The sequence below is a fragment of the Pseudoalteromonas sp. ABV4_021 genome (assembly GCF_056159365.1).
The window spans coordinates 2,657,816-2,682,986 of sequence record NZ_JBSWVB010000001.1 but is presented as its reverse complement, the minus strand read 5'-3'; the positions used below and the strand labels follow the sequence as shown (position 1 = coordinate 2,682,986).

General features: G+C 40.4%; 24 protein-coding genes. 20 read left to right on the top strand and 4 right to left on the bottom strand.

The window, feature by feature from the left end:
* Window positions 1–2 precede the first annotated feature (2 nt).
* Complete coding sequence (metJ, locus tag ACXAFE_RS12450; protein ID WP_010562146.1) at window positions 3–326, bottom strand: met regulon transcriptional regulator MetJ; 324 nt, start codon at window positions 324–326, stop codon at window positions 3–5.
* 190 nt (window positions 327–516) lie between these two features.
* On the opposite strand from metJ, the gene metB reads away from it, so the two are divergent.
* The gene (gene metB / locus ACXAFE_RS12445; protein ID WP_475153084.1) at window positions 517–1,737 is read left to right on the top strand and encodes a cystathionine gamma-synthase; all 1,221 of its coding nucleotides are present in this window, start codon (window positions 517–519) and stop codon (window positions 1,735–1,737) included.
* Window positions 1,738–1,745: 8 nt separating this feature from the next.
* Window positions 1,746–4,082, top strand: coding sequence for a bifunctional aspartate kinase/homoserine dehydrogenase II (gene metL, locus ACXAFE_RS12440; protein WP_475153080.1), 2,337 nt, complete (start codon window positions 1,746–1,748; stop codon window positions 4,080–4,082).
* A 99-nt stretch (window positions 4,083–4,181) separates the two neighbouring features.
* Here metL and ACXAFE_RS12435 read toward each other — a convergent pair whose 3' ends face one another.
* Window positions 4,182–6,638, bottom strand: a complete 2,457-nt coding sequence (locus tag ACXAFE_RS12435; RefSeq protein WP_475153076.1) for a penicillin-binding protein 1A — start codon at window positions 6,636–6,638, stop codon at window positions 4,182–4,184.
* Window positions 6,639–6,773: 135 nt separating this feature from the next.
* On the opposite strand from ACXAFE_RS12435, the gene ACXAFE_RS12430 reads away from it, so the two are divergent.
* From ACXAFE_RS12430 to ACXAFE_RS12390, 9 genes are all read left to right on the top strand, one after another.
* A complete protein-coding gene (locus tag ACXAFE_RS12430) occupies window positions 6,774–7,853 on the top strand; it encodes a pilus assembly protein PilM (protein ID WP_054981143.1) in 1,080 nt (359 codons plus the stop codon).
* Entirely contained in the window at window positions 7,841–8,407 is a 567-nt protein-coding gene (locus ACXAFE_RS12425; protein ID WP_475153073.1) for a PilN domain-containing protein, read from the top strand. Before ACXAFE_RS12430 ends, ACXAFE_RS12425 begins: the two co-directional genes overlap by 13 nt.
* A complete protein-coding gene (locus tag ACXAFE_RS12420) occupies window positions 8,404–9,009 on the top strand; it encodes a type IV pilus inner membrane component PilO (RefSeq protein ID WP_010562140.1) in 606 nt (201 codons plus the stop codon). Before ACXAFE_RS12425 ends, ACXAFE_RS12420 begins: the two co-directional genes overlap by 4 nt.
* Window positions 9,006–9,539 (top strand): pilus assembly protein PilP, encoded by a 534-nt coding sequence (locus ACXAFE_RS12415; RefSeq protein WP_010562139.1) that lies wholly within the window; start codon window positions 9,006–9,008, stop codon window positions 9,537–9,539. Before ACXAFE_RS12420 ends, ACXAFE_RS12415 begins: the two co-directional genes overlap by 4 nt.
* A complete protein-coding gene (locus ACXAFE_RS12410; protein ID WP_475153070.1) occupies window positions 9,526–11,610 on the top strand; it encodes a type IV pilus secretin PilQ in 2,085 nt (694 codons plus the stop codon). Before ACXAFE_RS12415 ends, ACXAFE_RS12410 begins: the two co-directional genes overlap by 14 nt.
* A gap of 142 nt (window positions 11,611–11,752) precedes the next feature.
* Window positions 11,753–12,271 carry a shikimate kinase AroK gene (gene aroK / locus ACXAFE_RS12405; RefSeq protein WP_054981147.1) on the top strand — a complete coding sequence of 173 codons (519 nt, stop codon included), beginning with the start codon at window positions 11,753–11,755 and terminating at the stop codon, window positions 12,269–12,271.
* Window positions 12,272–12,289: 18 nt separating this feature from the next.
* Window positions 12,290–13,369 (top strand): 3-dehydroquinate synthase, encoded by a 1,080-nt coding sequence (aroB, locus tag ACXAFE_RS12400; RefSeq protein ID WP_475153068.1) that lies wholly within the window; start codon window positions 12,290–12,292, stop codon window positions 13,367–13,369.
* A complete protein-coding gene (locus ACXAFE_RS12395; RefSeq protein WP_475153065.1) occupies window positions 13,359–14,657 on the top strand; it encodes an AAA family ATPase in 1,299 nt (432 codons plus the stop codon). The genes aroB and ACXAFE_RS12395 overlap by 11 nt, the downstream gene beginning before the upstream one ends.
* Window positions 14,658–14,734: 77 nt before the next feature.
* Window positions 14,735–15,571 carry a Dam family site-specific DNA-(adenine-N6)-methyltransferase gene (locus ACXAFE_RS12390; RefSeq protein ID WP_475153061.1) on the top strand — a complete coding sequence of 279 codons (837 nt, stop codon included), beginning with the start codon at window positions 14,735–14,737 and terminating at the stop codon, window positions 15,569–15,571.
* On the opposite strand, the gene ACXAFE_RS12385 is transcribed toward ACXAFE_RS12390, so the two are convergent.
* Both ACXAFE_RS12385 and ACXAFE_RS12380 read right to left on the bottom strand, forming a co-directional pair.
* Window positions 15,568–15,738 (bottom strand): DUF2970 domain-containing protein, encoded by a 171-nt coding sequence (locus ACXAFE_RS12385; RefSeq protein ID WP_082428583.1) that lies wholly within the window; start codon window positions 15,736–15,738, stop codon window positions 15,568–15,570. The two genes, ACXAFE_RS12390 and ACXAFE_RS12385, sit on opposite strands and share 4 nt — an antisense overlap.
* A gap of 11 nt (window positions 15,739–15,749) precedes the next feature.
* A complete protein-coding gene (locus tag ACXAFE_RS12380) occupies window positions 15,750–16,061 on the bottom strand; it encodes a hypothetical protein (RefSeq protein ID WP_475153054.1) in 312 nt (103 codons plus the stop codon).
* 229 nt (window positions 16,062–16,290) lie between these two features.
* Here ACXAFE_RS12380 and rpe point away from each other — a divergent pair, with 229 nt between their 5' ends.
* The 9 genes from rpe (at window position 16,291) to ACXAFE_RS12335 (ending at window position 25,131) form a co-directional block, all read left to right on the top strand.
* Entirely contained in the window at window positions 16,291–16,965 is a 675-nt protein-coding gene (rpe, locus tag ACXAFE_RS12375) for a ribulose-phosphate 3-epimerase (protein ID WP_475153050.1), read from the top strand.
* 96 nt (window positions 16,966–17,061) lie between these two features.
* Entirely contained in the window at window positions 17,062–18,066 is a 1,005-nt protein-coding gene (gene trpS / locus ACXAFE_RS12370) for a tryptophan--tRNA ligase (RefSeq protein ID WP_010562130.1), read from the top strand.
* Between the two features lie 65 nt (window positions 18,067–18,131).
* Window positions 18,132–18,716 carry an anthranilate synthase component II gene (locus ACXAFE_RS12365; protein ID WP_475153047.1) on the top strand — a complete coding sequence of 195 codons (585 nt, stop codon included), beginning with the start codon at window positions 18,132–18,134 and terminating at the stop codon, window positions 18,714–18,716.
* Window positions 18,717–18,727: 11 nt separating this feature from the next.
* Window positions 18,728–19,888 carry an HDOD domain-containing protein gene (locus ACXAFE_RS12360; RefSeq protein ID WP_475153045.1) on the top strand — a complete coding sequence of 387 codons (1,161 nt, stop codon included), beginning with the start codon at window positions 18,728–18,730 and terminating at the stop codon, window positions 19,886–19,888.
* A 312-nt stretch (window positions 19,889–20,200) separates the two neighbouring features.
* Window positions 20,201–21,406, top strand: a complete 1,206-nt coding sequence (locus tag ACXAFE_RS12355) for an aspartate aminotransferase family protein (protein WP_100914196.1) — start codon at window positions 20,201–20,203, stop codon at window positions 21,404–21,406.
* 60 nt (window positions 21,407–21,466) lie between these two features.
* Complete coding sequence (gene astA / locus ACXAFE_RS12350; protein WP_237131579.1) at window positions 21,467–22,489, top strand: arginine N-succinyltransferase; 1,023 nt, start codon at window positions 21,467–21,469, stop codon at window positions 22,487–22,489.
* Window positions 22,490–22,508: 19 nt separating this feature from the next.
* Entirely contained in the window at window positions 22,509–23,975 is a 1,467-nt protein-coding gene (gene astD / locus ACXAFE_RS12345; protein WP_475153038.1) for a succinylglutamate-semialdehyde dehydrogenase, read from the top strand.
* A 321-nt stretch (window positions 23,976–24,296) separates the two neighbouring features.
* Entirely contained in the window at window positions 24,297–24,635 is a 339-nt protein-coding gene (locus tag ACXAFE_RS12340) for a DUF3802 family protein (protein WP_010562124.1), read from the top strand.
* Between the two features lie 91 nt (window positions 24,636–24,726).
* Window positions 24,727–25,131, top strand: a complete 405-nt coding sequence (locus ACXAFE_RS12335) for an OsmC family protein (protein ID WP_237131576.1) — start codon at window positions 24,727–24,729, stop codon at window positions 25,129–25,131.
* Window positions 25,132–25,171: the final 40 nt, after the last annotated feature.

Here is a 25,171-nt window from a genome sequence, read left to right as displayed (position 1 = left end):
TTTTATTCATCTTCAAGCTCTGGAACCGGTAAGCCGCGTTCAGCAAGAATTTCTTTTACCCTTTGTGGAATATGCTCAGGGTTATCTTTTCTTAGATCTTCATCGTCAGGCAATGGCTGACCTGTAAACGCATGCAAAAATGCTTCACACAGTAGTTCGCTATTAGTTGCATGACGTAAGTTATTTACTTGTCTACGAGTGCGCTCGTCTGTCAGTACTTTCAATACGTTAAGTGGGATAGATACGGTAATTTTTTTCACTTGTTCTGATTTTTTACCGTGTTCTGCATATGGGTGAATATATTCACCGTTCCATTCAGTTGCCATAAAGTGTACTAGCCTATATCTGTTACGATTTAATTTTGACGATAGCCTGCATATTAAGAGGCAAAATTTTATCGTTTTAAAATATATAGTCAAATATCATTTATTTGGCTATATAGACGTGTAAAAGTTTTGACTTCCACTGTTTAGTGGTTTAACCTTTTAGACGTCTAAACATCTAAGTGGCAGAGTTATGAAGCAGAACAAACAAACAACCCTTGCTGTTCGCAATGGCATTACCGCAGATAAACACCATGGTGCGGTTGTTCCACCATTATATTTATCGACGACTTATTCGTTCGCCGATTTTGATAAAAAGCGTGACTATGATTATGGCCGTAGTGGCAATCCTAATCGCGATATTTTGGCTGATACGCTTGCTAAGCTAGAAGGTGGTGAAAAGGGGATTGTAACTGCAACAGGTATGGCTGCTGTTCACTTGTGCACACAAATTTTAACGCCAGAAGATACCATTTTAATTCCTCATGATTGCTATGGTGGCAGTTACCGTTTATTCACAAGCCTTGAAAAACGCGGTTTATTAAAGGTAGCGGTTGTCGACTTTACACAAGCGTCTTGCTATGAGCAGATTAAAGCCATTAAACCTAAGCTAGTGTGGATTGAAACGCCAAGTAACCCAGTTTTACGTTTAACTGATATTGCCAAAGTCGTGGAAGTTTCTCACTCGGTAGGGGCGTTAGTGGGAGCTGACAACACGTTTTTATCTCCAGCATTACAAAACCCAATTTCATTTGGCGTAGATATTGTGATCCACTCAACTACAAAATACATCAATGGCCACTCAGATGTTGTTGGTGGCGTGGTTATCACACGCACTGTTGAGTTAGGCGAAGAGCTCGCTTGGTGGGCAAATAATATTGGCATTACAGGTACGCCATTTGATGCGTATTTAACGCTGCGTGGTATTCGTACTTTAAATGTGCGCATTAAACAGCACCAAGAAAACGCATTTGCCATCGCACGTTACTTAGAGACCTGTGAGCATGTAGAGAAAGTTTATTACCCAGGCCTTGAAAGTCATCCACAACATGACTTAGCAAAAGCACAGCAAAAAGGTTTTGGTGGCATGGTGAGCTTTAGTATTAAAGGCACAATTGAAGATACGGCTAAATTTTTAACGAGTGTAGAGCAGTTCAGCCTCGCTGAATCACTTGGTGGCGTAGAGAGCTTAATTTGTCACCCGGCTACTATGACACACGCCGGCATGGCGCCTGAAGCGCGAATTAAAGCGGGCGTGAACGATACGTTAATTCGTATCTCTGTTGGTATTGAAGATGTTGAAGATTTAATCGCAGATCTCGAACAAGCATTTGCAAAAACAATTAACAAAGATGTCGCTGCTGGTGGAGAAAAAAGCACTCAATGCTGCGCTGCACGACCTGCATTGTGGTGATTATTTAAATGACAAAACAAGTATATAAATTTGGTGGGTCAAGCCTAAGCAGTGCTAAGCGCTACCATGCAGTTGCCAATATTTGTCAGCAACTAGCGTATGGCGATGCCATTGTTGTATCTGCTGCAGGTAAAACGACCGACACGCTTGTGCGCTTGTGGTCGTGTTATCACAATCAAGATCATAAAGGTGTTGGTGAGGTAATTGCGTTACTAAAAGATCACCAATGCGCACTAATTTCTGAATTACTGGGTGATAAAAGTGAAGTGTATGCTCACTTTATTGACGATATTAACGCAATCTCTCAACGTGCTGGCTGTGCTGAGTTAGAGCAGGCGTGGTTGCTTGCTCACGGTGAGCTGTGGTCTGCCCGTTTACTTGCGCATTATTTAAATAAGCAAGGGGTTGCTGCGACTCACTTTGATAGCCGAGAGCTATTTGTTGTTGCACAAAATAACCTTAAGCATCAAGAAAATACTGCACGCTGTCAGGCATTAAAGAGCGACCAACTTAATGTAGTGACAGGGTTTATCGCAAGTGATGAAGTGGGTAACACGGTGACGCTAGGCCGTAATGGTAGCGATTACAGTGCGACTTTGCTTGGTAAATATATCAATGCCAGCAGTGTTACAATTTGGACTGATACTCAAGGCGTTTACAGTACTGACCCACGTAAAGTAGAAAAGGCGGTTAAATACAATAAAATTAGCCAGCAGCAAGCGCAGCAACTCGCGCGATTAGGTAACCCTGTATTGCACGCTAAAACGCTGACACCATTAAAAGACAGCGATATTAAGTTAGTCGTTCGCAGTAGCTACGATAGCCATAGTGATGGCACGCAAGTGGTTGCTAACGAACAAGCGAAAGCAAAACGTTTTCTAACGACACTAGCCAGTGTTGATGTATTTCAACTTACTCATAACAATAAAGATAGCATTCGAGAGTTAAGCATTATTCTGCAGCATCCGCTTCAGCCGCTTGAGGTAGAGGGAAATACGTTACTGCTTGTACCAAGTCAGTTTGGCGAGCAAGTTGCGTCATATTATTTACAAGATGCGGTGCTTATTGAATCGAATGTTTCTGGTGTGGCAATCGTGAGCGAGGCCGGCAGTGAATCGCAGTTACTTGAAAGTGCAAAAGCATTATTAGAGAAGCAAAGCATGACATTACGTGATGCGTGGAGTCAAAATGGCTTTGCTATTTTACTTGGCGACCAGTTGCTTGAAAGCGATACGCTGTCATTATTACATGAAGAATTGATCACCGCTAAACAAGAATTAGCTGTGATTGTGGCGGGTGTTGGAAATGTTGGTGAAGTCTTTTTGTCACAGCTCAATGACCAGTTAGCGCGTCTAAATACCTTGTTACCAGTTAAGTTAGTAGGCTTATTGCGCTCAAGTACGAGTTTGTTAAATGGTCAGGGTATAGAGCTAGCAACAGCCAGTGCAAACTTCAAAAATAATGCAAAAGCGTCGTCACCTGAGCAGATTATCGAGTTTATTAAAGAGCTTGATTATGGTCATAAAGTGGTAATTGATATCACGGCAAGTGAAGCGTTTAGTAAGTTATACCCTGAATTTGCGTTGCACGATTGTCATATTATTTCAGCAAATAAATATGCGGGCACCGCAGAGCTAAATTGGTATGAAAATTTACGCCGCTTGCAGACAGAGAAAAATTTATTGTGGCGTTACAACACAAGTGTAGGCGCCGGTTTACCAATTAATTTTGCTTTAAAAGACCTGCAAAACTCAGGCGATAAAATCACTAAAATTAGTGGTGTGTTCTCGGGCACATTGTCTTGGTTAGGGGCAAATTATTCGCTCGATAAAAAGTTCTCAGATTTAGTTGAGCAAGCGCGAGAGCTGGGCTTTACTGAGCCTGATCCGCGTGAAGATCTTTCTGGCCGTGACGTACAAAGAAAATTACTTATTTTGGCGAGAGAGCTTGGTTTATCACTTGAACTAGACGACATTGAGTTATCGGCGTGGATGCCAAATGAGCTTGCCGAAGGGTCTTGGCAAGATGCATTAGCAAAACGTGAGTTACTTGATACATTTGTGGAAGAGCTCGCTCTCGATGCACAAAGAGAAGGTAAAACACTTAGGTATGTAGCTGAACTTGATACCACAACCTCACCTATTACGGCAAAAGTGGGGTTAAAAGCTGTTGCTCCGTCAGCTGCGGTAGCGACATTAACTCCGGGCGATAACATTTTTGTTATTAATAGTGTTTGGTATGCTGTCAACGCATTGATTATTCAAGGACCTGGAGCAGGACGCGAAGTTACCGCTGCGGGAGTGCATTCTGATTTATATTGGCTTTGCCATAAGCTATCAGAGTAATTAACCTTAACTCAGGGTAATTAATATTAAAAAGCCGCTAACACTGTTAGCGGCTTTTTTAATTTATATAAACTGATATATATAAATGAATTGATACCGTTAAAATAGCTCTTCAGTTGTTTTTCCTGAATCAGTCGTTGTTGTATAAGGGTCAAATAAATTCTGCACTTCTTGCTGAGTATACTGCGTTGGTGCTGTGCCCTTAATAAAATACTCAAATCGTGACGAGTTATCAGTTTTTTTAGTTAGTAACCCTGATTTACGGTCGATTCTTACAGAGACGAGCCCTTCAGGTTGTTCAATAGGTGCGCTAGGCATACCTCTTAGTGCTTCACGCATATAATCAAGCCATGCAGGCTGCGCCGTTCGTGCACCTGATTCACCGCCAGCAAATTGATTGCGACTTAAATTATTGTTGTAACTTACTCTACCTAAACGTTTGCCGGCATCATCAAAGCCGACCCATACAGTGGTAATTACTTGGCTGTTAAATCCTGAGAACCAAGTGTCTACAATATCGTTTGTAGTACCGGTTTTACCTGATAAGTCGTTACGTTTTAAATCTTTTGCACGCCAACCAGTGCCAAGCCAGCCTGGTTCTCCATAGATTGCAGTGTTCATCGCGTCGGCAATTAAAAAGGCATTTTGTTCGCTAATTACGCGAGGCGCGTAATGAAAGCTATCACGCACTTCTTCTGCGCTACACTGATTGCAAACTACTAACGGTTGAGATTTATATACGATGTTGCCTTCGGAATCTTCAATACGGTCAATAAAATATGGCTCAATTAAATGTCCGCCATTGGCAAACGTTGCCATACCACGCGCCACTTCTAAAGGTGTTAACGAAGCAGCACCGAGTGAAAGTGCCTCATGTGGTTTAATGTCTTCAGGTGAAAAGCCAAATTTCAATAAGTGGTCTACCGTATTGCGTGCACCAATGCCTCTAAGCAAGCGAACAGCAACAACGTTCTTTGATTGTGCTAAAGCACGGCGAACACGGATTGGCCCATCATAATTAGCAGGGCTGTTTTCTGGGCGCCATGCGATGCGTTGCGCAGAGTTCCAACTGTTTATTGGTGCATCGTTAATTATTGAGCCTAGCGAGTAGCCATGCTCAATTGCAGCGGAATAAAGGAATGGCTTAATGTTTGAACCCACTTGACGTTTTGCTTGGGTTGCGCGGTTGTATTGCGATAACTCGAAGCTATAACCACCAACAAGTGACTCAATTGCACCGGTTTGAGGGTTAAGAGACACTATTGCACTGCTCACGTCGGGCATTTGAGATAGTTTATATTGACCATCTTCATTTTGCTGCAGCCAAACGAACGCCCCTGGATAGAGTATATCTGAAGTTGTTTCAGGCGGCTTTCCTTGGCGTGAATGTGAAATGTATGGACGAGCCCACTTTAATCCGTCCCATGGAATTATGATTGAATTGCCGTTTTTAAGTACTGCATAAGCATTTTGCTCATCAATTTGCTCTACAACAGCTGCTTTTAAATATCCGATTTCATTTACTGATTCGAGATAAGAGAGGATTTCATTGCGTTGCCAAGCAGCGTCAGTTTCGGAGTTCCATAAATAAATGTTAACTCCTCTAAAACCATGGCGATGGTCATAGTTATGAATATTATCCATTAAAGCTTTTTGCGCTGCCGCTTGGTTTTTAGCTGTGATAGTTGCGTAGACTTTATAACCGTTGTTATAAGCACCGTCTAATCCGAAGCGCGCAACCATGTCTGCTCGAATCATTTCTGAAATATAAGGTGAAGAAAACTCGATTTCTGCACCATGTTTTTTCGCTGTTATTGGCGCTTTACTTGCTTCGTCAAATTGTGCTTGTGAAATGTATCCTTCAACTAACATACGAGAAAGAACAACGTTGCGGCGATGTTTTGCTCGAGTTGGATTACTTATAGGGTTTAATGATGAAGGGGCTTTTGGTAAACCAGCAATCATCGCAAGCTGTGGCAAATTAAGTTGATCTAAATCTTTGCCGTAGTAAACCTGCGCCGCTGCGCCAACACCAAATGCACGATGACCAAGCTCTATTTTATTAAGATAAAGTGCCAATATTTCATCTTTTGTCATTAGGCTTTCAATATGCAACGCAATAAAAATTTCTTTTATTTTTCGCATGTATGCTTTTTCGCGCGTTAGAAAGAAGTTACGCGCCGTTTGCATGGTAATGGTACTGGCACCTTGTTTCTTTTCACCTGTTGTTATTAGTACGATTGCAGAGCGGACAATGCCGATTGGGTCGATGCCGGGGTGATCGTAGAAACGGTTATCTTCAGTCGCGAGTATGGCGTTTAAAAAATCTTGCGGAATCTGATCTATCGTAACCGGAATACGTTTTTTTTCACCAAATTGGTTGATTAATTGGCCATCTTTGGTGAATACTTGCATAGGTGTTTGAAGTTGCACGTCTTTTAAAACGGCAACGCTGGGTAGTTCGGGCTTTACGTAAAAGTAAAGGATAACTACTGCAAAAGTACCAAGAATGGTACATATGATAATAAAACGTAAAAAGTTTTTTATAAAAGCCACAGAAAATTCCCGAGAATGGACTCCCAATTACAAGATAACACTGGTAGTATATCCTGATTAATTTTTGAATAAAATTTTTTCGCTAGATTTTATAAAGTTATTATAATTATAAAAAAAAGGATTAGCGTTAGGTTTATGATAGGTCAACTGTTTAAAAAACCACAGCCTCTGATGGTTGGTATTGATATTGGCTCTCACTCGGTTAAAGCCGTGCTATTAAGCCAAAAAGACACTCATTATCGACTTGAAGCGTTTGCTGTCGAGCCAATGCCTAAAGGGGCGATGGCTGAAAGGACGATCCAAGATATTGAAGCTGTTGGTCGTGTAATCAATAAAATTCGTAAAAAACTCCCCAAAAACATCTCAGAAGCGGCAACTGCAGTATCTGGTCAGGCGGTTATCACGAAAGTTATTTTTATGGATGTAGCCTTAACGGATGCTGAATTAGAATCTCAAATAGAAATTGAAGCGGATAGCTTGATTCCTTATCCACTTGACGAAGTGAGTTTAGATTTTGAAAAGCTTGATGTGAACGATGCTGATCCTTCAAAAGTGAACGTTTTACTTTCCGCTGCGCGTACTGAAAGTGTTGAAGCACGTGCCGGAGCCGTTGAATCAGGTGGGTTTGTACCTAAAGTTGTTGATGTTGAGGCGTATGCGTTAAGTCGTAACCTTGAATTGTGCTACGACTTCCTGCCAGAAGACGCTGCAAGCAAGGTTGTTGCCTTTATTGATGTAGGCGCAACGATGACGCTAATTAGCGTAACCCAGAACGGTGAGACGTTGTATACTCGAGATCAGGTTTTTGGTGGAGAACAATATACGCAAAGTATTGTTTCTTATTACAATAAGAGCTTCGATGAAGCGGAACTTGCAAAAACTTCTGGTGACTTACCACCAAACTATACGTTTGAAGTGTTAGCACCGTTCCAGACATCATTTTTGCAACAGGTTCGTCGTGCTATCCAAATGTTCTTAACCACAAGTGGTAAAGACCAAGTTGACTATATCGTATTATCTGGAGGTACCTCGTTAATCTCTGGCTTAGATAAGCTACTGATTGATGAGTTAGGTATTCATTCAGTCATTATGAATCCATTTGAAAAGATGGAGCTAGCACCGGGCGTGGACCGTGAATCTTTAGAGAAGAACCAAGCACAGTTAGCAGTAGCGACGGGCTTAGCACTAAGGAGTTTTTCACCATGCCACATATAAACCTCTTGGCGTGGCGTGATGCGTCGCGCAAGGAAGCACAAAAGCAGTTTATTACTATACTTGTGCTCGTTGTTATTGTTGCGTTTGGCAGTATGTTTGCACTTAGTATGTTCTACGGTGCATTAAAAGATGGCCAAAATGTGCGTAATAACTTCCTTACCTCAGAAATAGCATTACTTGATCAACGAATTAAAGATATTAACGAGCTAGATAAGCGAAAAGCCAGTTTGCAGCAGCGTATGCGCCTTATTGAAGAGTTACAGAGTAACCGAAATCTTGGTACACAGATTATGGACGAGGTTGCACTGGTAGTTCCTTCGGGCGTTTACTTAACAAGCTTAGAACGTCGCGACCGAGCGCTTCAAATCGTTGGTAAAAGTGAATCTCATAACCGTGTGTCTGCAATGTTACGTAAGCTTGAAGAGTCATATTTATTTGAAGATGCAATTATGCAAGTGATCGAAGCAGGCGACCAAGAGCTGCGTTTGCTTAACGATTTCAACTTAAGATTTAGAGTTAAACCGTTCGAAGAAATTAGCGAGGTTCAAAAATGAATATCGATTTAAAATCGCTAAATGAAATCGACTTAGATGAATTAGACCTAGAGAACGTCGGTAGTTGGCCACTTGCTGTTAAAGTGATCGTTTGTTGTATCGCAGCAGGTTTAGTTGCATTTTTTACATATTCAATGTTGGTTTCAAGTGAAATTGAAGCCTATGAAAGAGCGCAACAAAAAGAGCAGGAATTGCGAGCTTCTTATCGTCAAAAGTATGACGTAGCGAGTAAGTTAGAAATTTATCGTCAACAAATGGTTGAAATGGAAGAGAAGTTTTCACAGCTTTTAAAGCGTCTTCCTACTTCAAGTGAAACACCGGGCTTAATTGAAGATCTATCTTACATTGGAACATCAAGCGGTTTAACGTTCCATAAAGTTGAATGGATGCCAGAGATTGAAAAAGAGTTCTACACTGAGTTACCAATTAAAATCGAAGTGGTAGGTAGTTACCATGATTTTGGTGAGTTTGTAAGTAAAGTAGCTGAGTTACCTCGTATTATCAGCTTACATGACTTCACAATTGAAGGTGGAGAACAACAAGAGCAGTTAGAGTTTAGCGTTGTTGCTAAGACCTACCGCTACGAAGGGGAGCGCGAATGAAAAAATTAGCTATTTTAGCTTTGCCTCTAATTCTTAGTGGCTGCTTTGATGATTTAACAGAACAACAAGAATTTATTAATCAGGTGCGTGCTAATACTAATAATAACGTAGAGCCAATTCCTGAAATTAAGAACTTTAACCACTTTGCTTACACAGCCAGCGAAAAGCGAAGCCCTTTTGTAGCACCAAAACCAGAGGTTATTCAGGATCGATTATTGCAGGTGCAAAACTGCTTGCATCCTGATCCCCGTCGTAGAAAGGAGGCGTTAGAGCGCTTCCCGTTAGAAAATCTACAAATGCGTGGCACAATAGGCTCAGCAACAGAGCTGTTAGCACTTATTACAGCTCCTGATAACTCATTGCATGAAATTGGTGTTGGTGAGCGAATGGGACTATTTAATGGCAAGGTAACTCAGGTACAGAATGGCTTTATTGAGCTGCTAGAATTAATACCTGATGGTGCAGGATGTTGGAAAGAACGCCTGACGAAAGTGGAAATCGTGGAGGCAGGTAGCAATGCGTCAAGTTAATAATAAAGGGTTTAATAATATGCGATTAGCAGTAGGTCTACTTCGTAAAGGCTTTTCAACTTTACTAGCAGCAGGTTTATTGGTGCTTTCATTTGGGGCGTCGGCTGTTCCGCTGCTATATGATGTGCGCTATAACCCATTACTCGATGGTGAAACTGAAATCGAATTCGTATTTGATGAAGAAATTTATGTAGAACCAAAAATTCAGGTGTTTTCAGAACCAGCACGTATCGAATTATTTTTCGATGAGGCTGACTTTGAGGAAAACTTAACAGAAGTTTTGATTAACAAAGCCGGTGTTAAACGTGTTACTCATGCATTTGAAAATGATGGTTTTAAAGTAACTGTATTTTTAGATTATCTTAAAATTTATCAAACACGCGTAGATAAGAACCTTTTCTATTTACATGTAAGCGATAACCCAACGCAAGATGTAGCGGAAACTTCAGCAGTTGAAGATAGTTCAAGCTATATCAACAAAATTCAAGCAATTGATTTCCGTCGCGGTGAAAGTGGTGAAGCTCGCGTTATGATTTTCTTACAAGAAAACATGGCAGCTATCGATGTAAGTGAAAAGGCGGGTAAAATTGTTGCTGAGTTCCACAATACAGACATCCTTGATGATCTTCTTTATCAGTTAGATGTAATGGATTTTGGTACGGTAGTTAGCACTGTTGAAACATTTAAAGATGGTATTAATAGTCGTATTGTTATCGATACAACAACGGGCTTTGATTATAACTACCAACAATTGGATAATATCTTCACGTTAACAGTTGAAAAAGATGAATCAAAGCGCAGCTTCCTAGGTGATGGCAAAGATTACCAAGGTAAGCCGATGTCACTTAACTTCCAAGATATTTCTATTCGTCAAGTACTTCAAATTATTGCGCAATATAACAACTTCAACTTAGTAACAAGTGACTCAGTTGAAGGTAATATTACACTGCGTTTAGATGGTGTGCCTTGGGACCAAGCGCTTGATGTAGTACTTCGTATGAAGGGCCTTGATAAACGTATGGATGGTTCAATTTTGATGGTTGCACCAACAGAAGAGCTAGCGTCTCGTGAGGCTCGAGAGTTAGAAGTGAAACAGAAAGTTGCTGAGTTAGAACCTCTGTATAGTGAATATATTCAGTTAAACTACGCAAAGGCAAAAGACTTCTCTGAACTACTTAAGTTTGAAGGCAACAGTATTTTATCGAGTCGTGGCTCTGTTTCAGTGGATGAGCGTACAAATACACTTTTAATTAAAGATACTGCAGCCAGTATCGAAAGTGTTCGTCGCATGATTGAGAATCTAGATATTCCTGTTAAACAGGTTAAAATTGAATCTCGCATGGTAACCGTTCGTGATAATGTACAAGAAGATCTAGGTATTCGTTGGGGCTTTAGCGACCAGCAAAACTCTGATGGCGTATCAGGCACGCTTGAAGGCGCTAATAATATCGCGAATGGAATTATCCCTGCACTGAGTGACCGCTTGAATGTTAACTTACCAATTGCTAACCCAGCAGGTAGTATTGGTATTCACGTAGCTAAGCTTGCAGATGGCACTCTAATTGATCTAGAACTATCGGCGCTTGAACAAGAAAATAAAGCGGAAATCATTGCAAGCCCAAGTATTACTACGGCAAACCAAAAAGAAGCACGTATCGAGCAAGGTACTGAAATTCCTTATGTTCAAGCAGCTTCAAGTGGTGCAACAACGGTTGAGTTCAAAAAAGCTGTATTAAGCTTAGAGGTAACGCCACAAATTACACCTGATGATAAGATTATCTTAGATCTTGTTATCACTCAGGATACGCGTGGTGATACGGTACAAACACCAACAGGTCCAGCTGTGGCGATTGATACGCAAGAAATCCGCACACAAGTACTTGTTGATAATGGCCAAACCATTGTGTTAGGTGGTATTTATCAACAGCAGATTGTGAGTAACACTAAGAAAGTCCCTCTGTTAGGTGATATTCCTTACCTTGGTTACTTGTTCCAATCAAATAGTGAATTTAATGAGAAGAAAGAGTTGCTTATCTTTGTAACTCCTAAAATTCTCAATGATTCTTTGTAATTAAAAAGGGCTGAATGGCCCTTTTTAATGTATAACACTTGAAAACCTTGCCTGTTTGTTGAGATAATCCCTGCCTTACTTTTGGGGACCAGCTAATAAGCGGGGTTTTTTTTAATTTTAGAGTTCGTTTGTACTAAAAGATATGGCTGAAAAACGTAATATATTTCTAGTGGGCCCAATGGGCGCAGGTAAAAGCACTATTGGTCGTCACCTTGCAGACCAACTTCATTTAGAGTTTTTTGACTCAGACCAAGAGATCGAGCGTCGCACAGGTGCGGATATCGCTTGGGTTTTTGATATTGAAGGTGAAGAAGGGTTTCGTCGCAGAGAAGAATCTGTTATTTCCGACTTAACAGAAAAGCAAGGGATCGTACTAGCAACAGGCGGTGGCTCTATTATTAGTAAAGATGTACGTAATAAGTTATCTGCTCGTGGTATTGTTGTTTACTTAGAGACACCAATTGAGAAACAACTAGCGCGTACACAACGCGACAAGAAACGTCCGTTGCTTCAAACTGAAGAAGCGCCTAAAGATGTGTTAGTTCGTCTTGCTGATGAGCGCAACCCTCTTTACGCTGAAGTTTCAGATTTTGTTGTTCGTACTGATGAACAAAGTGCAAAAGTAGTTGCTAATCAAATTATCGAAAAGATAAATTTCTAAATATAAAAGGGGATGCGCATGCTTGAATTATCAGTTAATTTGGGTGAGCGCAGCTACCCGATTTATATTGCACAAAACAATCTTACCGACAGTCCAAATTTATCCAATATTTTGGCAGGTCGTAAAGTGGTGATTGTTTCAAATGAAACAATCGCTCCTATCTATCTGGATAAATTTACATCCCAATTACCAAATAATGACTTTCTCTCCTGCATCATTCCCGATGGTGAGCAATTTAAATCTCTAGAATACTTCGAATTCATTAATCGCTTTCTGTTAGAGCATAATTGTGGCCGTGATACTTGCCTTATTGCGCTTGGCGGAGGTGTGATTGGTGATCTTACTGGTTTTGTCGCTGCATGTTATCAACGTGGCGTTGACTTTATACAAGTCCCTACAACTTTACTTTCACAGGTGGATTCATCGGTTGGCGGGAAAACAGCGGTTAATCATCCGCTCGGTAAAAATATGATTGGTGCGTTTTACCAACCAAAAGCTGTTTATATCGATAACAACACACTTAATACGTTGCCAAGCAGGGAATTCGCTGCAGGTATCGCAGAAGTAATTAAATATGGTTTAATTTACGATGTTGATTTCTTTAAATACATTGAAGATAACGTCGCTGAAATTAAAGCACATAACTCAGAACAATTAAGCCAAATTATTTATCGTTGCTGTGAAATAAAAGCCGAAATCGTTGCACAAGATGAAAAAGAGGCAGGTTTACGTGCATTACTAAACCTTGGTCATACTTTTGGTCACGCAATTGAAGCAGAGATGGGATATGGTAATTGGTTACACGGCGAAGCAGTTGCAACTGGTATGATTTTAGCATCCCAATTAGCATACCTAAGAGGCAAGCTATCAGAGGCAGAATTGAAACGTATCGTAAACTTGATTGCAGAATTTGAATTGCCAGTTAGCGCACCAGCGTCAATGTCGTGTGCTGATTTTGTAAAACATATGGTTAAAGATAAGAAAAATAAGCAAGGCGTCATTCGTTTCATTATACCAAGCAAATTTGGTGGCTGTGAGCTAGTTGATGATGTTACGCCGCAAGAGCTAGAAGAGTTATTTAAGCTGCATGCAAACTAAAATATTGCCCAGTAGGCAAGCACTTGTTGATCGAATTGAACTGCAGTTTGCCTACGGTAATAATTTTATCTGTCTCATTTCAGAGGTTGGCCTTGGAAAAAGTTATCTTGCTGAGACATTCATTTCCGAAAAATTTACAGAGCATAACAAAGCTTATGTTAAAGCAACGCGCAGTGCGCAAGACCGTCACCTAATCGGGCAAATTATTGAGCAAAGCTTTTCAAATCCATTGATTGATTATGATCTGACTATAGTTGAAAACTTTATCGGGTTAACAGGTGAATCGATAGAGCCACTGCTGATTGTTATTGATGATGCTCACTTTATCAGTGATGATTTTGCAAATGAATTGTTTCAACTAACCGTATCTTACCAAGGTCAGATTCGTATTTTATTAACTTCAACACGACAGCTTCCAGTAGCTGAAGCGATTAACATGCATATTGAAGCATTAGATCAGATTGAAAGTCTAACGCTAATGAAAATGTATTTTAGTGATTTACCAAGTGTTGATGAACCTATTTTTAAAGCATTTATTGAAGCTTCTAATGGTAATCCTCTGCTACTATTAGCTTGGAAAAAAGATAACTCCGAGTTACAGGTAGCGATGCAAAAACGCAGTAGGCAATATAAAGTCTACCTTTTGTTAATTTGCATATTGATATTAATTGGGCTGTTAACTTCCTTAGCTTGGTACTTTTTTGATAAAAGGAATATTCAAGCTGCTTCAGTTAGCAATCAACCAACAACTGCAATTACTATTGAAGATGTTTCATCATCTAAACCTGTTGACTTAACAGCTAAACCCAACAAAACTTCTGGTCAGCCAGAGCAGCAGCCAGAGCAGCAGCCAGAGCAGCAGCCAGAGCAGCAGCCAGAGCAGCAGCCAGAGCAGCAGCCAGAGCAGCAGCCAGAGCAGCAGCCAGAGCAGCAGCCAGAGCAGCAGCCAGAGCAGCAGCCAGAGCAGCAGCCAGAGCAGCAGCCAAAAAACTCAACCGGTAACGAGTGGTTTATTGCACAGCCAGCAAATTATTTTACAATTCAGCTTATGGTGGTGCGCGATCTAGAAGTGATATCACAAACAGTTGAAAACCTGAATTTAGATAACACACATATATTTGAAATAAAGAGCAATCAAGCTAGTCTACATGGTTTAACGTATGGCTTATACAGCTCAATGGCAAAAGCACAAAAAGCGAGAGTAGAGCTACCAACAACGCTTTTAAAGCAGGGCGCGTTTGTCAAATCAGTAGGTAAAATTCAACAGCAAATTCAAGCAAATAACTAAAGCCATAGTTTACTAGTGTGAGCTAGTGTAGAATAGCTGCCCTCGACGTGAATTATAAACAATAAATACCAGCTAGCATGAACAAAAAAACACGCGCATTTTTAAAATGGGCAGGCGGCAAATACAGTTTAGTTGAAGAGCTTTCTAAGCGCTTACCAACAGCAGATACGTTAGTTGAGCCTTTTGTTGGTGCTGGTTCTGTTTTCCTAAATACGCAATTTAAGCATTATATTTTGAATGATATTAATGCAGATCTCATCAATCTCTACAACGAATTAAAAGATAATCCAGATGAGTTTATTGCCGATGCGCGGAAATTGTTTGTTGATGTAAATAATGATGCTGATGTTTATTATGAGTATCGTAAACAATTCAATGCGTCATCAGATGCCTATGAACGTGCGATTCTATTTTTATATATGAATCGTCACGGCTATAACGGCCTTTGCCGTTACAATAAAAAAGGCATATTCAACGTACCATTTGGCAAATATAAACGCCCCTATTTCCCTGAAAACGAATTGTATTTTTTTGCAGAAAAAGCGCAGCAAGCGACCTTTACTTGCTTAAACTACGAAGAAGTATTTCAAGCTATTCCGGAAAATGCGGTAATTTATTGCGATCCTCCTTATGTTCCCTTAAGCAAAACGGCGTCATTTACTAGTTATGCTAAAGGGGGCTTTGATCTAGACGATCAAGCTAACCTTGCTAATTTGGCTGAAAGTCAGGCGTTTAACCAAGGTAATTCCGTCTTAATTTCTAATCATGACACATTGTGGACACGTAAAATTTATGCGCAAGCTAGTCTTGATGTGATCCAAGTAAAACGCACAATTAGTCCGAAAGGAAATAAGCGTAATAAAGTGGGTGAGTTAATGGCGCTGTATAAAGCTGGCGTAGACTACGAGATTTAACTAACAACCAGCTGAACAACAAACGTAATTGTTAAAACAAAGGCGACTGTTAGTACAATCCCAAGCACAATTAAGTACCTTACCGATAAGTTTTTGAAGTGATGATGTTGCCGCTTGCTACTCTGTACGCCAAATAATGCAGCTAAAACGGCTTGTAAATACTGCATTATAACGTTCCTTATCTTATGTGAGTTGAATAATTCGCTTGTGCTTCTTTTTTACCCGACTCAAGTAGTTCAAGTAAGTCTAGATAATGAAATTGAGAACTGCGACTTTTTCCAATGAACCAAGAAAACCAGCTTTGATTCGCAGCCCTAGCTTGGCAGCTGCCAGTTGGGAAATATTCAGTACTCGCGACTTGGAGTTTTGAAGGGCAGTTACAGCCGTGTGATGTGGTGTTACTTTTTGCAATTAATGAATACGAAGCTGCAGAAAACACCGTAATAGTTGTTGCCAACGCCGTGTGTTTTATCCATTTGCTAAACATCATGTTCTGCCTCTTCCTATTAGTAACATGACTAAAGCTTAACCAAGTTTTAGGGACAAAACAACGGTAATTTAACGCAAAATACAACTACTCCATCTCAAATTATGTTATAAATGTTAACCATTTGTAAAGGTGAATTTTAAGAAAAAATAGGTTACAGTATGTGCTGCTTGTAATTGAGCAATTCTCTCTTCCCGTTCAATGTGTTAACAAAAAAATTTGAGGTAGTGTTATGTCGCAGTATTTAATTGCACCTTCTATTCTGTCAGCTGATTTCGCGCGTCTAGGTGAAGAAGTCGACAATGTTTTAAAAGCTGGTGCTGATGTGGTGCATTTCGATGTGATGGATAATCACTACGTACCCAATTTAACAATTGGCCCAATGGTGTGTAAGGCATTACGTGATTACGGAATTGAAGCGCCGATTGATGTACATTTAATGGTTAAACCAGTTGATACACTTATTCCAATGTTTGCCGACGCAGGTGCAAGCATAATTACATTCCACCCAGAAGCAAGCGAGCATGTAGACCGTACACTTTCATTAATCAAAGAACATGGTTGCAAAGCAGGCTTAGTACTAAACCCAGCAACACCGCTAAGTTGTCTAGAATATGTTATGGAAAAACTAGACGTTATTTTACTAATGTCAGTTAACCCAGGCTTTGGTGGACAAAAATTTATTCCAAATACACTTGATAAGCTGCGCGAAGTTCGCAAGTTGATCGATAAATCTGGCTACGATATTCGCTTAGAAATTGATGGTGGTGTAAATGTGAATAATATCGCAGAAATAGCTGAGGCGGGTGCAGACATGTTCGTTGCAGGTTCGGCAATTTTCAATCAGCCTGACTACAAGCACGTAATCGAGCAAATGCGTGAGCAACTGTCTCACGTAAAATCTTAAAAAATGTGAAATTCAGGTCGACAAATGCTTGCTTCCAATCTTGAAGCATTTAAAATTGTCGGCCTTATTTGTAAATTAATTTAGTAAAGGAAAATCATGACAAAGCCTGTAGTGTTAAGTGGCATTCAGCCCACCGGCGGTATGACAATTGGTAATTATATCGGTGCCATTAACCAGTGGCTTAAATTACAAGAAGATCATGATTGTTACTTTATGCTGGTTGATTTGCATGCGCTTACAGTTCGTCAAGAACCTGAAGTGTTAAAGCAACGTGTATTAGATGGTATTGCGCTTTATGCTGCGTGTGGCATTGATCCTGAAAAATCAGCGCTATTTGTACAATCACAAGTACCAGAGCACGCACAGCTTAGCTGGGTGTTAAACTGTTATGCACAAATGGGTGAGCTTAATCGCATGACGCAGTTTAAAGATAAGTCAGCTAAAAATGCGAATAACATTAATGTTGGTTTGTTTAGCTACCCAGTGTTACAAGCTGCAGATATTTTGCTGTATCAAGCGGATCAGGTGCCAGTAGGTGAAGATCAAAAGCAGCATTTAGAATTAACGCGCGATATCGCAACACGTTTTAATAATTTATATGGCGACGTATTTAAAATTCCAGAGCCATACATTCCTGAGTTTGGCGCACGCGTAATGAGCCTGCAAGATCCAACTAAGAAAATGTCAAAGTCTGACGACAATCCAAATGGTTACATCATGTTATTAGATGAACCTAAAAAGATTGAAAAGAAGCTTAAAAAAGCTGTTACCGATTCAGACGAACAAGCACGCATTTATTTTGACCCGCAAGAAAAAGCCGGTGTTTCAAACTTATTAACCTTGCTTTCTGTGGCAACAGGCAAATCGATTGAAGAGCTTGTACCAGCGTATGAAGATAAAATGTACGGCCACCTGAAAAAAGACACAGCTGAAGCTGTGGTTAGTATGATTGAGCCGATTCAAACGCGTTTTAAAGAAATTCGCGAAGACCAAACATTGCTTAACAGCATTATGAAATCTGGTGCTGAAAAAGCTGGTGCGCGTGCAGAAGCAACGCTTAAATCGGTTTACAATGCGTTAGGTATGATCCCACGTCCATAATCTTGGCCACATAATGCTAAGCAAGAGCCAGGTTTAGCCTGGCTTTTCTATACATAGGTGCATCCATGTTGTTAATGATCGATAACTACGATTCGTTTACTTATAACTTAGTGCAGTACTTCCAGCGCCTTGATGTTGATGTGAAAGTGGTGCGCAATGATGAGCTATCAGTTTCTGAAATAGCCAAGTTAAAACCGCAATATATTGTTATTTCACCTGGCCCATGCTCGCCAAACGAAGCAGGGATTTCGCTTGATGTTGTGCATCAACTAAAAGGCCAGCTGCCAATACTCGGAATTTGCCTTGGTCATCAAACGATCGCGCAAGCATTAGGTGCGAAAGTGGTACGAGCAAAACAAGTAATGCATGGTAAAACATCAAAAATAATCCATACTAATCAAGGTGTATTCACTAATTTGCCAAATCCATTAGAGGTTTGTCGTTATCACTCTTTAATCGTTGAAAAGCAAAGTTTACCAACAGATTTAAGTGTTACGGCGTGGAGCGTGGATGCAGATGGGCAACAAGACGAAATAATGGGTCTCAAGAATGAGAACTTGGCATTAGAAGGGGTTCAATTTCACCCTGAAGCCATTTTAACGCAATCTGGATTAGCACTACTAAACAACTTTATAACTACGTATCGGTAATCGTTTTTTACATGAATAAAGCGACAAAGCAAAAATGGCAAGCAGAAATGCTAATTGGTCGATTTCACGACTTATTGTTAGGTCAGCAATTTGCACAGCAGCAAATTGGTTATATTCATACACTCGATATTAATTACGGAGAGCCCCTACCGGTACGAAAGCTGCTAGAAGTTGAGCAAATTGCGGCAAAAGCCCGTGAAAAACAAGATTCTCGTAATCATCAATTTATTGCCGATGTAAATGCTGAACTGCACCAGCAAATCGAAGATGAAATTGATAAGTGCATGGATAATGTTGAATACATTTATAAAGAAATAATTCAAATTCAAGACAATATTCCTGCAACCTTAGACATTTTGGCGGTTAAATCAGCCTCGGTTGGTCGCATCGACCCACTTATCACCGATTTACATTGGTTAGGTGAGGAGATTCTTAAGTTTATTAATTTGCCACAATACCGTCCTGAAAAAGACCCAGCTAAAGCAGTAAGAGTCGATAATCCGTCGCTTGCGCTGCGTTATATTGGCCTTGAAAACTTAAAGCTGATTGTACCGACATTTTCATTAAAGCACTGGACACCTCACAGTACTGCGCCATTCCAAATGTTAAAACGCAAGCTATGGGAAACCGGTATGGCTGCGGGAATTGCATCGCGCAGTTTAGCTGAAGAAAAGGGAGAAGATGGCTACAGAGCATTCGTACTGGGAATGTTTCATGGTTTAGGAAATATGGCGTTAATTCGTCTCTATCTTCGACTATTTGATGCGCTGTGGGAGCAAAACTCCCGTGAAGCGCGCGAAAATGGTAATAAAGATCGCCATAGCGCGCTCTCAGAAATAAAACCTGAAGCCTTATTTTTACGAAACTTGATGGTAGAGAAAGGTGCGCGTTTGTCCTGTAAGTTGATAGAGCATATGAGCTTAAAATATCTTCCTATTGCGCAGGCTATGCATGATATCGCCGAGAATAAACCATTTGACGAGTGTTTACCGTTAGCGCAAACAGTATTGAAAGGGCGCGCATACAGTTATTATAAGTTTTTACAAAAACATACCTTAATCGAACCCGACGAAGCAAAAGCGCTGTTTACCCATTATCAATTTAGCGGCAAAGAACTCAAATTATTAGCAAGTACCAGCTTGCAGAATCTGCAATTACGCATTGAGCGATAATTATCCTTACTTTTTTCGTAATTTTTTACGCCTATTCATGCAATGTGAATAAATTTCACTAAACAAAGTAATTCACTAGCTTACATAGTGAAGTTTGGTAGCAGATAGGTGTGTTAAACAAAATAGTTATTCATATAACATGAAATATTATCCGAAAGCCTTGTATTTAAAGGTGTTAAGGCTATTTTTAAGGAAGACAGTAGGGGAATTTTCTGGAATAATGTCAGTCCGAATTTTGCCCGATTTAGCGGGCTTAGGTAACACAAAAGTGTAATAAAACCTTGTGTACCGAAAAATTAATGAGGAGTTAAAATGACAGTTTCAAGAGCATTATTTGACCAAGTAATGGTACCTAACTATTCGCCATCAGCGGTTATTCCGGTTAAAGGTGAAGGTTCACGAGTATGGGATCAACAAGATAACGAGTATGTCGACTTTGCCGGTGGCATCGCGGTTAACTGCTTAGGTCACTGTCATCCAGCGCTTGTTTCAGCATTGAAAGAGCAAGGTGAAAAATTATGGCACCTTTCAAATGTATGGGCTAATGAGCCAGCACTTCGCCTAGCTGAAAAGCTAACTAAAGCGACATTTGCAGATAAAGTATATTTTGCAAACTCAGGTGCAGAAGCTAACGAAGCTGCATTAAAGCTAGCGCGTCGTTGGGCACTTGATAATTTCGGTGCTGAAAAATCACAAATTATTTCATTTAATAAAGGTTTCCACGGTCGTACATTCTTCACCGTAACTGTAGGTGGTCAAGCGGCTTACTCAGATGGCTTTGGTCCTAAACCTGGCGACATCGCGCACGCTGACTACAATGACTTAGCATCATTAGAAGCGCTTATCTCAGATAACACCTGTGCAGTAATGCTTGAGCCACTGCAAGGCGAAGGTGGTGTTGTAAGCCCAACTAGCGAATTTATGCAAGGTGTACGCGCGCTATGTGATAAGCACAATGCGTTACTTATTTTTGATGAAGTACAGACTGGTGTAGGCCGTACAGGCGATTTATACGCTTACCAAGGCTTAGGTGTAACACCTGACATTTTATCTACAGCGAAAGCGCTAGGTGGTGGTTTCCCAATTGGTGCTATGCTTACAACAACTGAGATTGCTAAACACTTAAAAGTGGGTACGCATGGCTCGACATACGGCGGTAACCCGCTTGCATGTGCAGTAGCTGAAGCAGCATTTGATACCGTTAACACAAAAGAAGTACTTGAAGGTGTAACGGCTAAAGAAGCACTTTTCAAAGAGCTACTTGCTGAAATTAATGCTGAACACAACGTATTTGCAGAAGTACGTGGTAAAGGCTTGCTACTTGGCTTAGCGTTAACTGACGAATACAAAGGTCGCGCAAAAGAGTTTATGACAGCAGGTGTTGAGCACGGTGTTATGGCGCTTGTTGCCGGTGCAGACGTAATTCGCTTTACACCATCATTGGTAATTCCAGAAGCTGATATCCGCGAAGGTATGGCTCGCTTTGCAAAAGCAGTAGCACAGGTTGTTAAAGGCTAAGAGCAAAGACAGAAAAGCAGCACTTGGCTGCTTTTCTTAATTTTAATATAGGGGCTACTAATGATTATCGTTCGTCCGATTAAAAGCTCGGATTATCCAGCTTTAATGAAGATAGCTGAAGATTCAGGTCATGGCTTCACGTCTTTGCCACAAAATGAAGACCTGCTTAAGCGTAAAATAGCGCGCTCAGAGCAAAGCTTTAGCAAATCGGTTGCTCATCCTGAGGATGAGGGCTATTTGTTTGTAATGGAAGATTTGGCGACTGGCGAAGTTGTCGGTACATCTGCAATTGAAGCTGCAGTTGGCTTAGATGATGCCTTTTACCATTATCACTTAAGCAAGGTGATCCACTCGTCGCGTGAACTTAATGTTTACAAAGCGGTAGATATTCTTACCTTATGTAATGATTACACCGGTGCAACAGAGCTATGTACTTTGTACCTACAAGATCATTATCGTCAAGGTGGAAATGGTAAGTTATTATCAAAAATGCGTTTTATGTTTATGAATGCGCATGCAGAGCGCTTTGCGAGTAAAGTATTAGCTGAAATGCGCGGTGTATCTGATGAAAACGGCGAAAGCCCGTTTTGGCAATGGTTAGAAGAGCACTTCTTCTCAATGGATTTTCCAACGGCAGACTACCTGACAGGTATTGGCCAGAAAGTGTTTATTGCTGAATTAATGCCAAAATACCCAATTTATGTAAATTTACTTAGTAAAGATGCACAAGCGGTAATTGGTCAGGTACATGATAAAACCCGTCCAGCAATTGAGTTACTAAAAAGCGAAGGCTTCACGTTTAACGGCTATGTAGATATTTTTGATGCAGGGCCAACGGTAGAAGCAGATATTAGTAACATCAAAACAATCCGCGATTGCCAAAACCGCACTGTGGTAATTGGTGATATGGCACAAGGCTCAGAGACAAGTTTTATGCTGTCAAACCACAAGTTGGTTGACTTTAGAGCGTTACTATCGACAATGACCTTGGATGCAAACAGCGAGACAGTTACTTTGTCTGCTGAACTTGCAAATGCGCTACATGTTTCAGAAGGTGATGTGATCACTATCGCACCACTTTAAATAGTTAGGAGAAATTGAGATGACTCACGCCGCTCAGTTTATAAATGGCCAGTGGTTAGCTGGTGAAGGAGCTGAATTCAGCTCGTTAAACCCTGCAAAAGGGGAAGTAATTTGGTCAGCAACGGCTGCAACAGCAGAGCAAGTTGACGCAGCAATTAACGCAGCACGCGAAGCGTTTTATAGCTGGACAGATTTAACATTTGAACAGCGTTTAGAGATTGTTAAAAAGTTTGCTGAACAGCTTGCTGAAAATAAAGATGCGCTTGCCAAAGCCATTGCACTTGAAACGGGTAAACCGCTTTGGGAAACAGCAACAGAAGTTGGCGCAATGATCGGCAAAATCGGTATTTCTGAAAAAGCGTATTTAGAGCGCACAGGTACTGTTGAAAATCCAATGCCTCAAGGTCGTGCTGTAATTCGTCATAAAGCACACGGTGTTGTTGCGGTATTTGGTCCTTATAATTTCCCTGGTCATCTGCCTAACGGTCACATTGTTCCTGCATTACTTGCTGGTAACACAGTTATCTTTAAGCCATCAGAACTAACCCCTATGGTTGCCGAGTTAACTCTGCAATTGTGGGAAAAAGCGGGTCTACCTAAAGGTGTAATTAACCTAGTTCAAGGTGAAGTTGAAACAGGTAAGGCGCTAGCATCTCATCGTGGTATTGATGGTTTATTCTTTACTGGTTCATCGCGTACTGGTCATTTAATTCACCAGCAATACGGCGGCCAGCCAGGTAAGATTTTAGCGTTAGAGATGGGTGGTAATAACCCACTAATCGTTAAAGATGTTGCAGACACTAAAGCAGTTGTTCACGATATTATTCAATCAGCGTTTGTATCGAGCGGTCAGCGTTGTACATGTGCACGTAAGTTATTCTTACCTGCAGGTGAACAAGGCGATGTGATTTTGTCACAGCTAATTGAAGCAACTAAAGCAATTAAAGTTGGTTTTTACGACGATGAAGATCAACCGTTTATGGGTTCAATGATCTCAGAAGCCGCAGCTAAATCAATGATGGATGCACAAGCTCAGCTTCAGTCTCTAGGTGGTGAATCACTAATTGAAATGACACACACTGCAGGCACAGGTTTTGTTACACCAGCGATTATTGAGTGTTCAAATATTGCTGACTTCCCTGATGATGAGCATTTCGGTCCATTGTTAAAAGTATTCCGTTACACTGATTTCGATGCAGCTATCGATAAAGGTAACGATACTGACTACGGCCTTTCAGCAGGTTTATTAAGTGATAACGAAGCTGATTACGACCATTTCTTACGTCGTATCAGAGCGGGTATTGTTAACTGGAACCGTCCAATTACCGGTGCTTCAAGTGCTGCACCATTTGGTGGTATTGGTGCATCAGGTAACCACAGAGCAAGTGCATACTATGCAGCTGATTACTGTGCATACCCAGTTGCTTCGGTAGAGCTTGAAAAAGTAGCAATGCCAGCAACATTAAGCCCAGGCATTAAAATTTAGTAATAAGTTTTAACTATAAAAAAGCAGCGCAAGCTGCTTTTTTTATGTCTATAGTTATTGGAAGAAAGGTGATACCAATTTACTTAAATAGCTTACTTTTTTTGGCTATTTAGGTGAAGAGCGAATTGCGCTGAAATTTATTGATGTAGCCTAGCTACATTAAAAATTCGCGTTGCGAACATTTGAGTTAATCAGTGTAATAGCTAAACACATAATTAGCAGAGTTGGTATTAGAAGTAATAAAAAAGTGCAGGGTAGTATTTATTTAACTAATCTGCTTAAAATAGTCATATCAAATACACGTAGTAGGTAGATAAATAAATGGTAATTGATCAGCAAGGTTATGATGAGCTTATCATGTACTTAACAGAACACTTATCCTTGTTCGAAAAGCCAGGGGAAGTTCGACCAGGCGCGCCTACAGTAATGGCATTGATTGAAGATGATATTGCTGAGCAAATCATTAATTTTTGCATGCAGCATGAAGACTTAAGTGTTGATGACCGCAGTGTGATTATGCGTGAAGTTGACGGTATTGTGTACGATCTACAGGAAGTGCTATCGGGCGTTGTTAATCAACCTGTTACGATTGAACAACATGCCTTTATTGATGAGTTTTCAGGGCTCGTTAAAAACTTATTTGATTCAGCTGTTTCCTAGCTATATTCACACTGTTAGTTAGCGCTTTTTATTGCTATCTTGTGTTGCTTACATACAATCGTTTGTAGATTAATAAACAAGAGTGTAAACAATGCAAGCAAATGTGAAATGGGTCGACGGAGATACCTTTGTTGGGCTTTCTAACTCGGGCCACAATGTGGTGTTTGATACAGGCAGTGATAGCGCTGCGCCAAGCCCTATGGAAATGGTTTTAATGTCAGCAGGCTGCTGTTCTTCTGTTGATGTTGTTAGCATTTTAAATAAAGCAAAACAGAACTTTTCCAACCTTGAAGTAAAACTCTCTGCAGAGCGTGCAGAAACAACTCCACGAGTTTTTACTAAAATTAACCTACACTTTGTAGTTACTGGTAAAGATGTGTCTGAAAAACATCTTTCACGTGCAATTAGCTTGTCGGCTGAAAAGTACTGTTCAGTAGCACTTATGCTAGATAAAACAGTTAATATTACACACAGTTACGAGATCATTGAAGAATAGCAAAAATAGTACTTTTTCGCGGGGGGATTTTCATATAAAA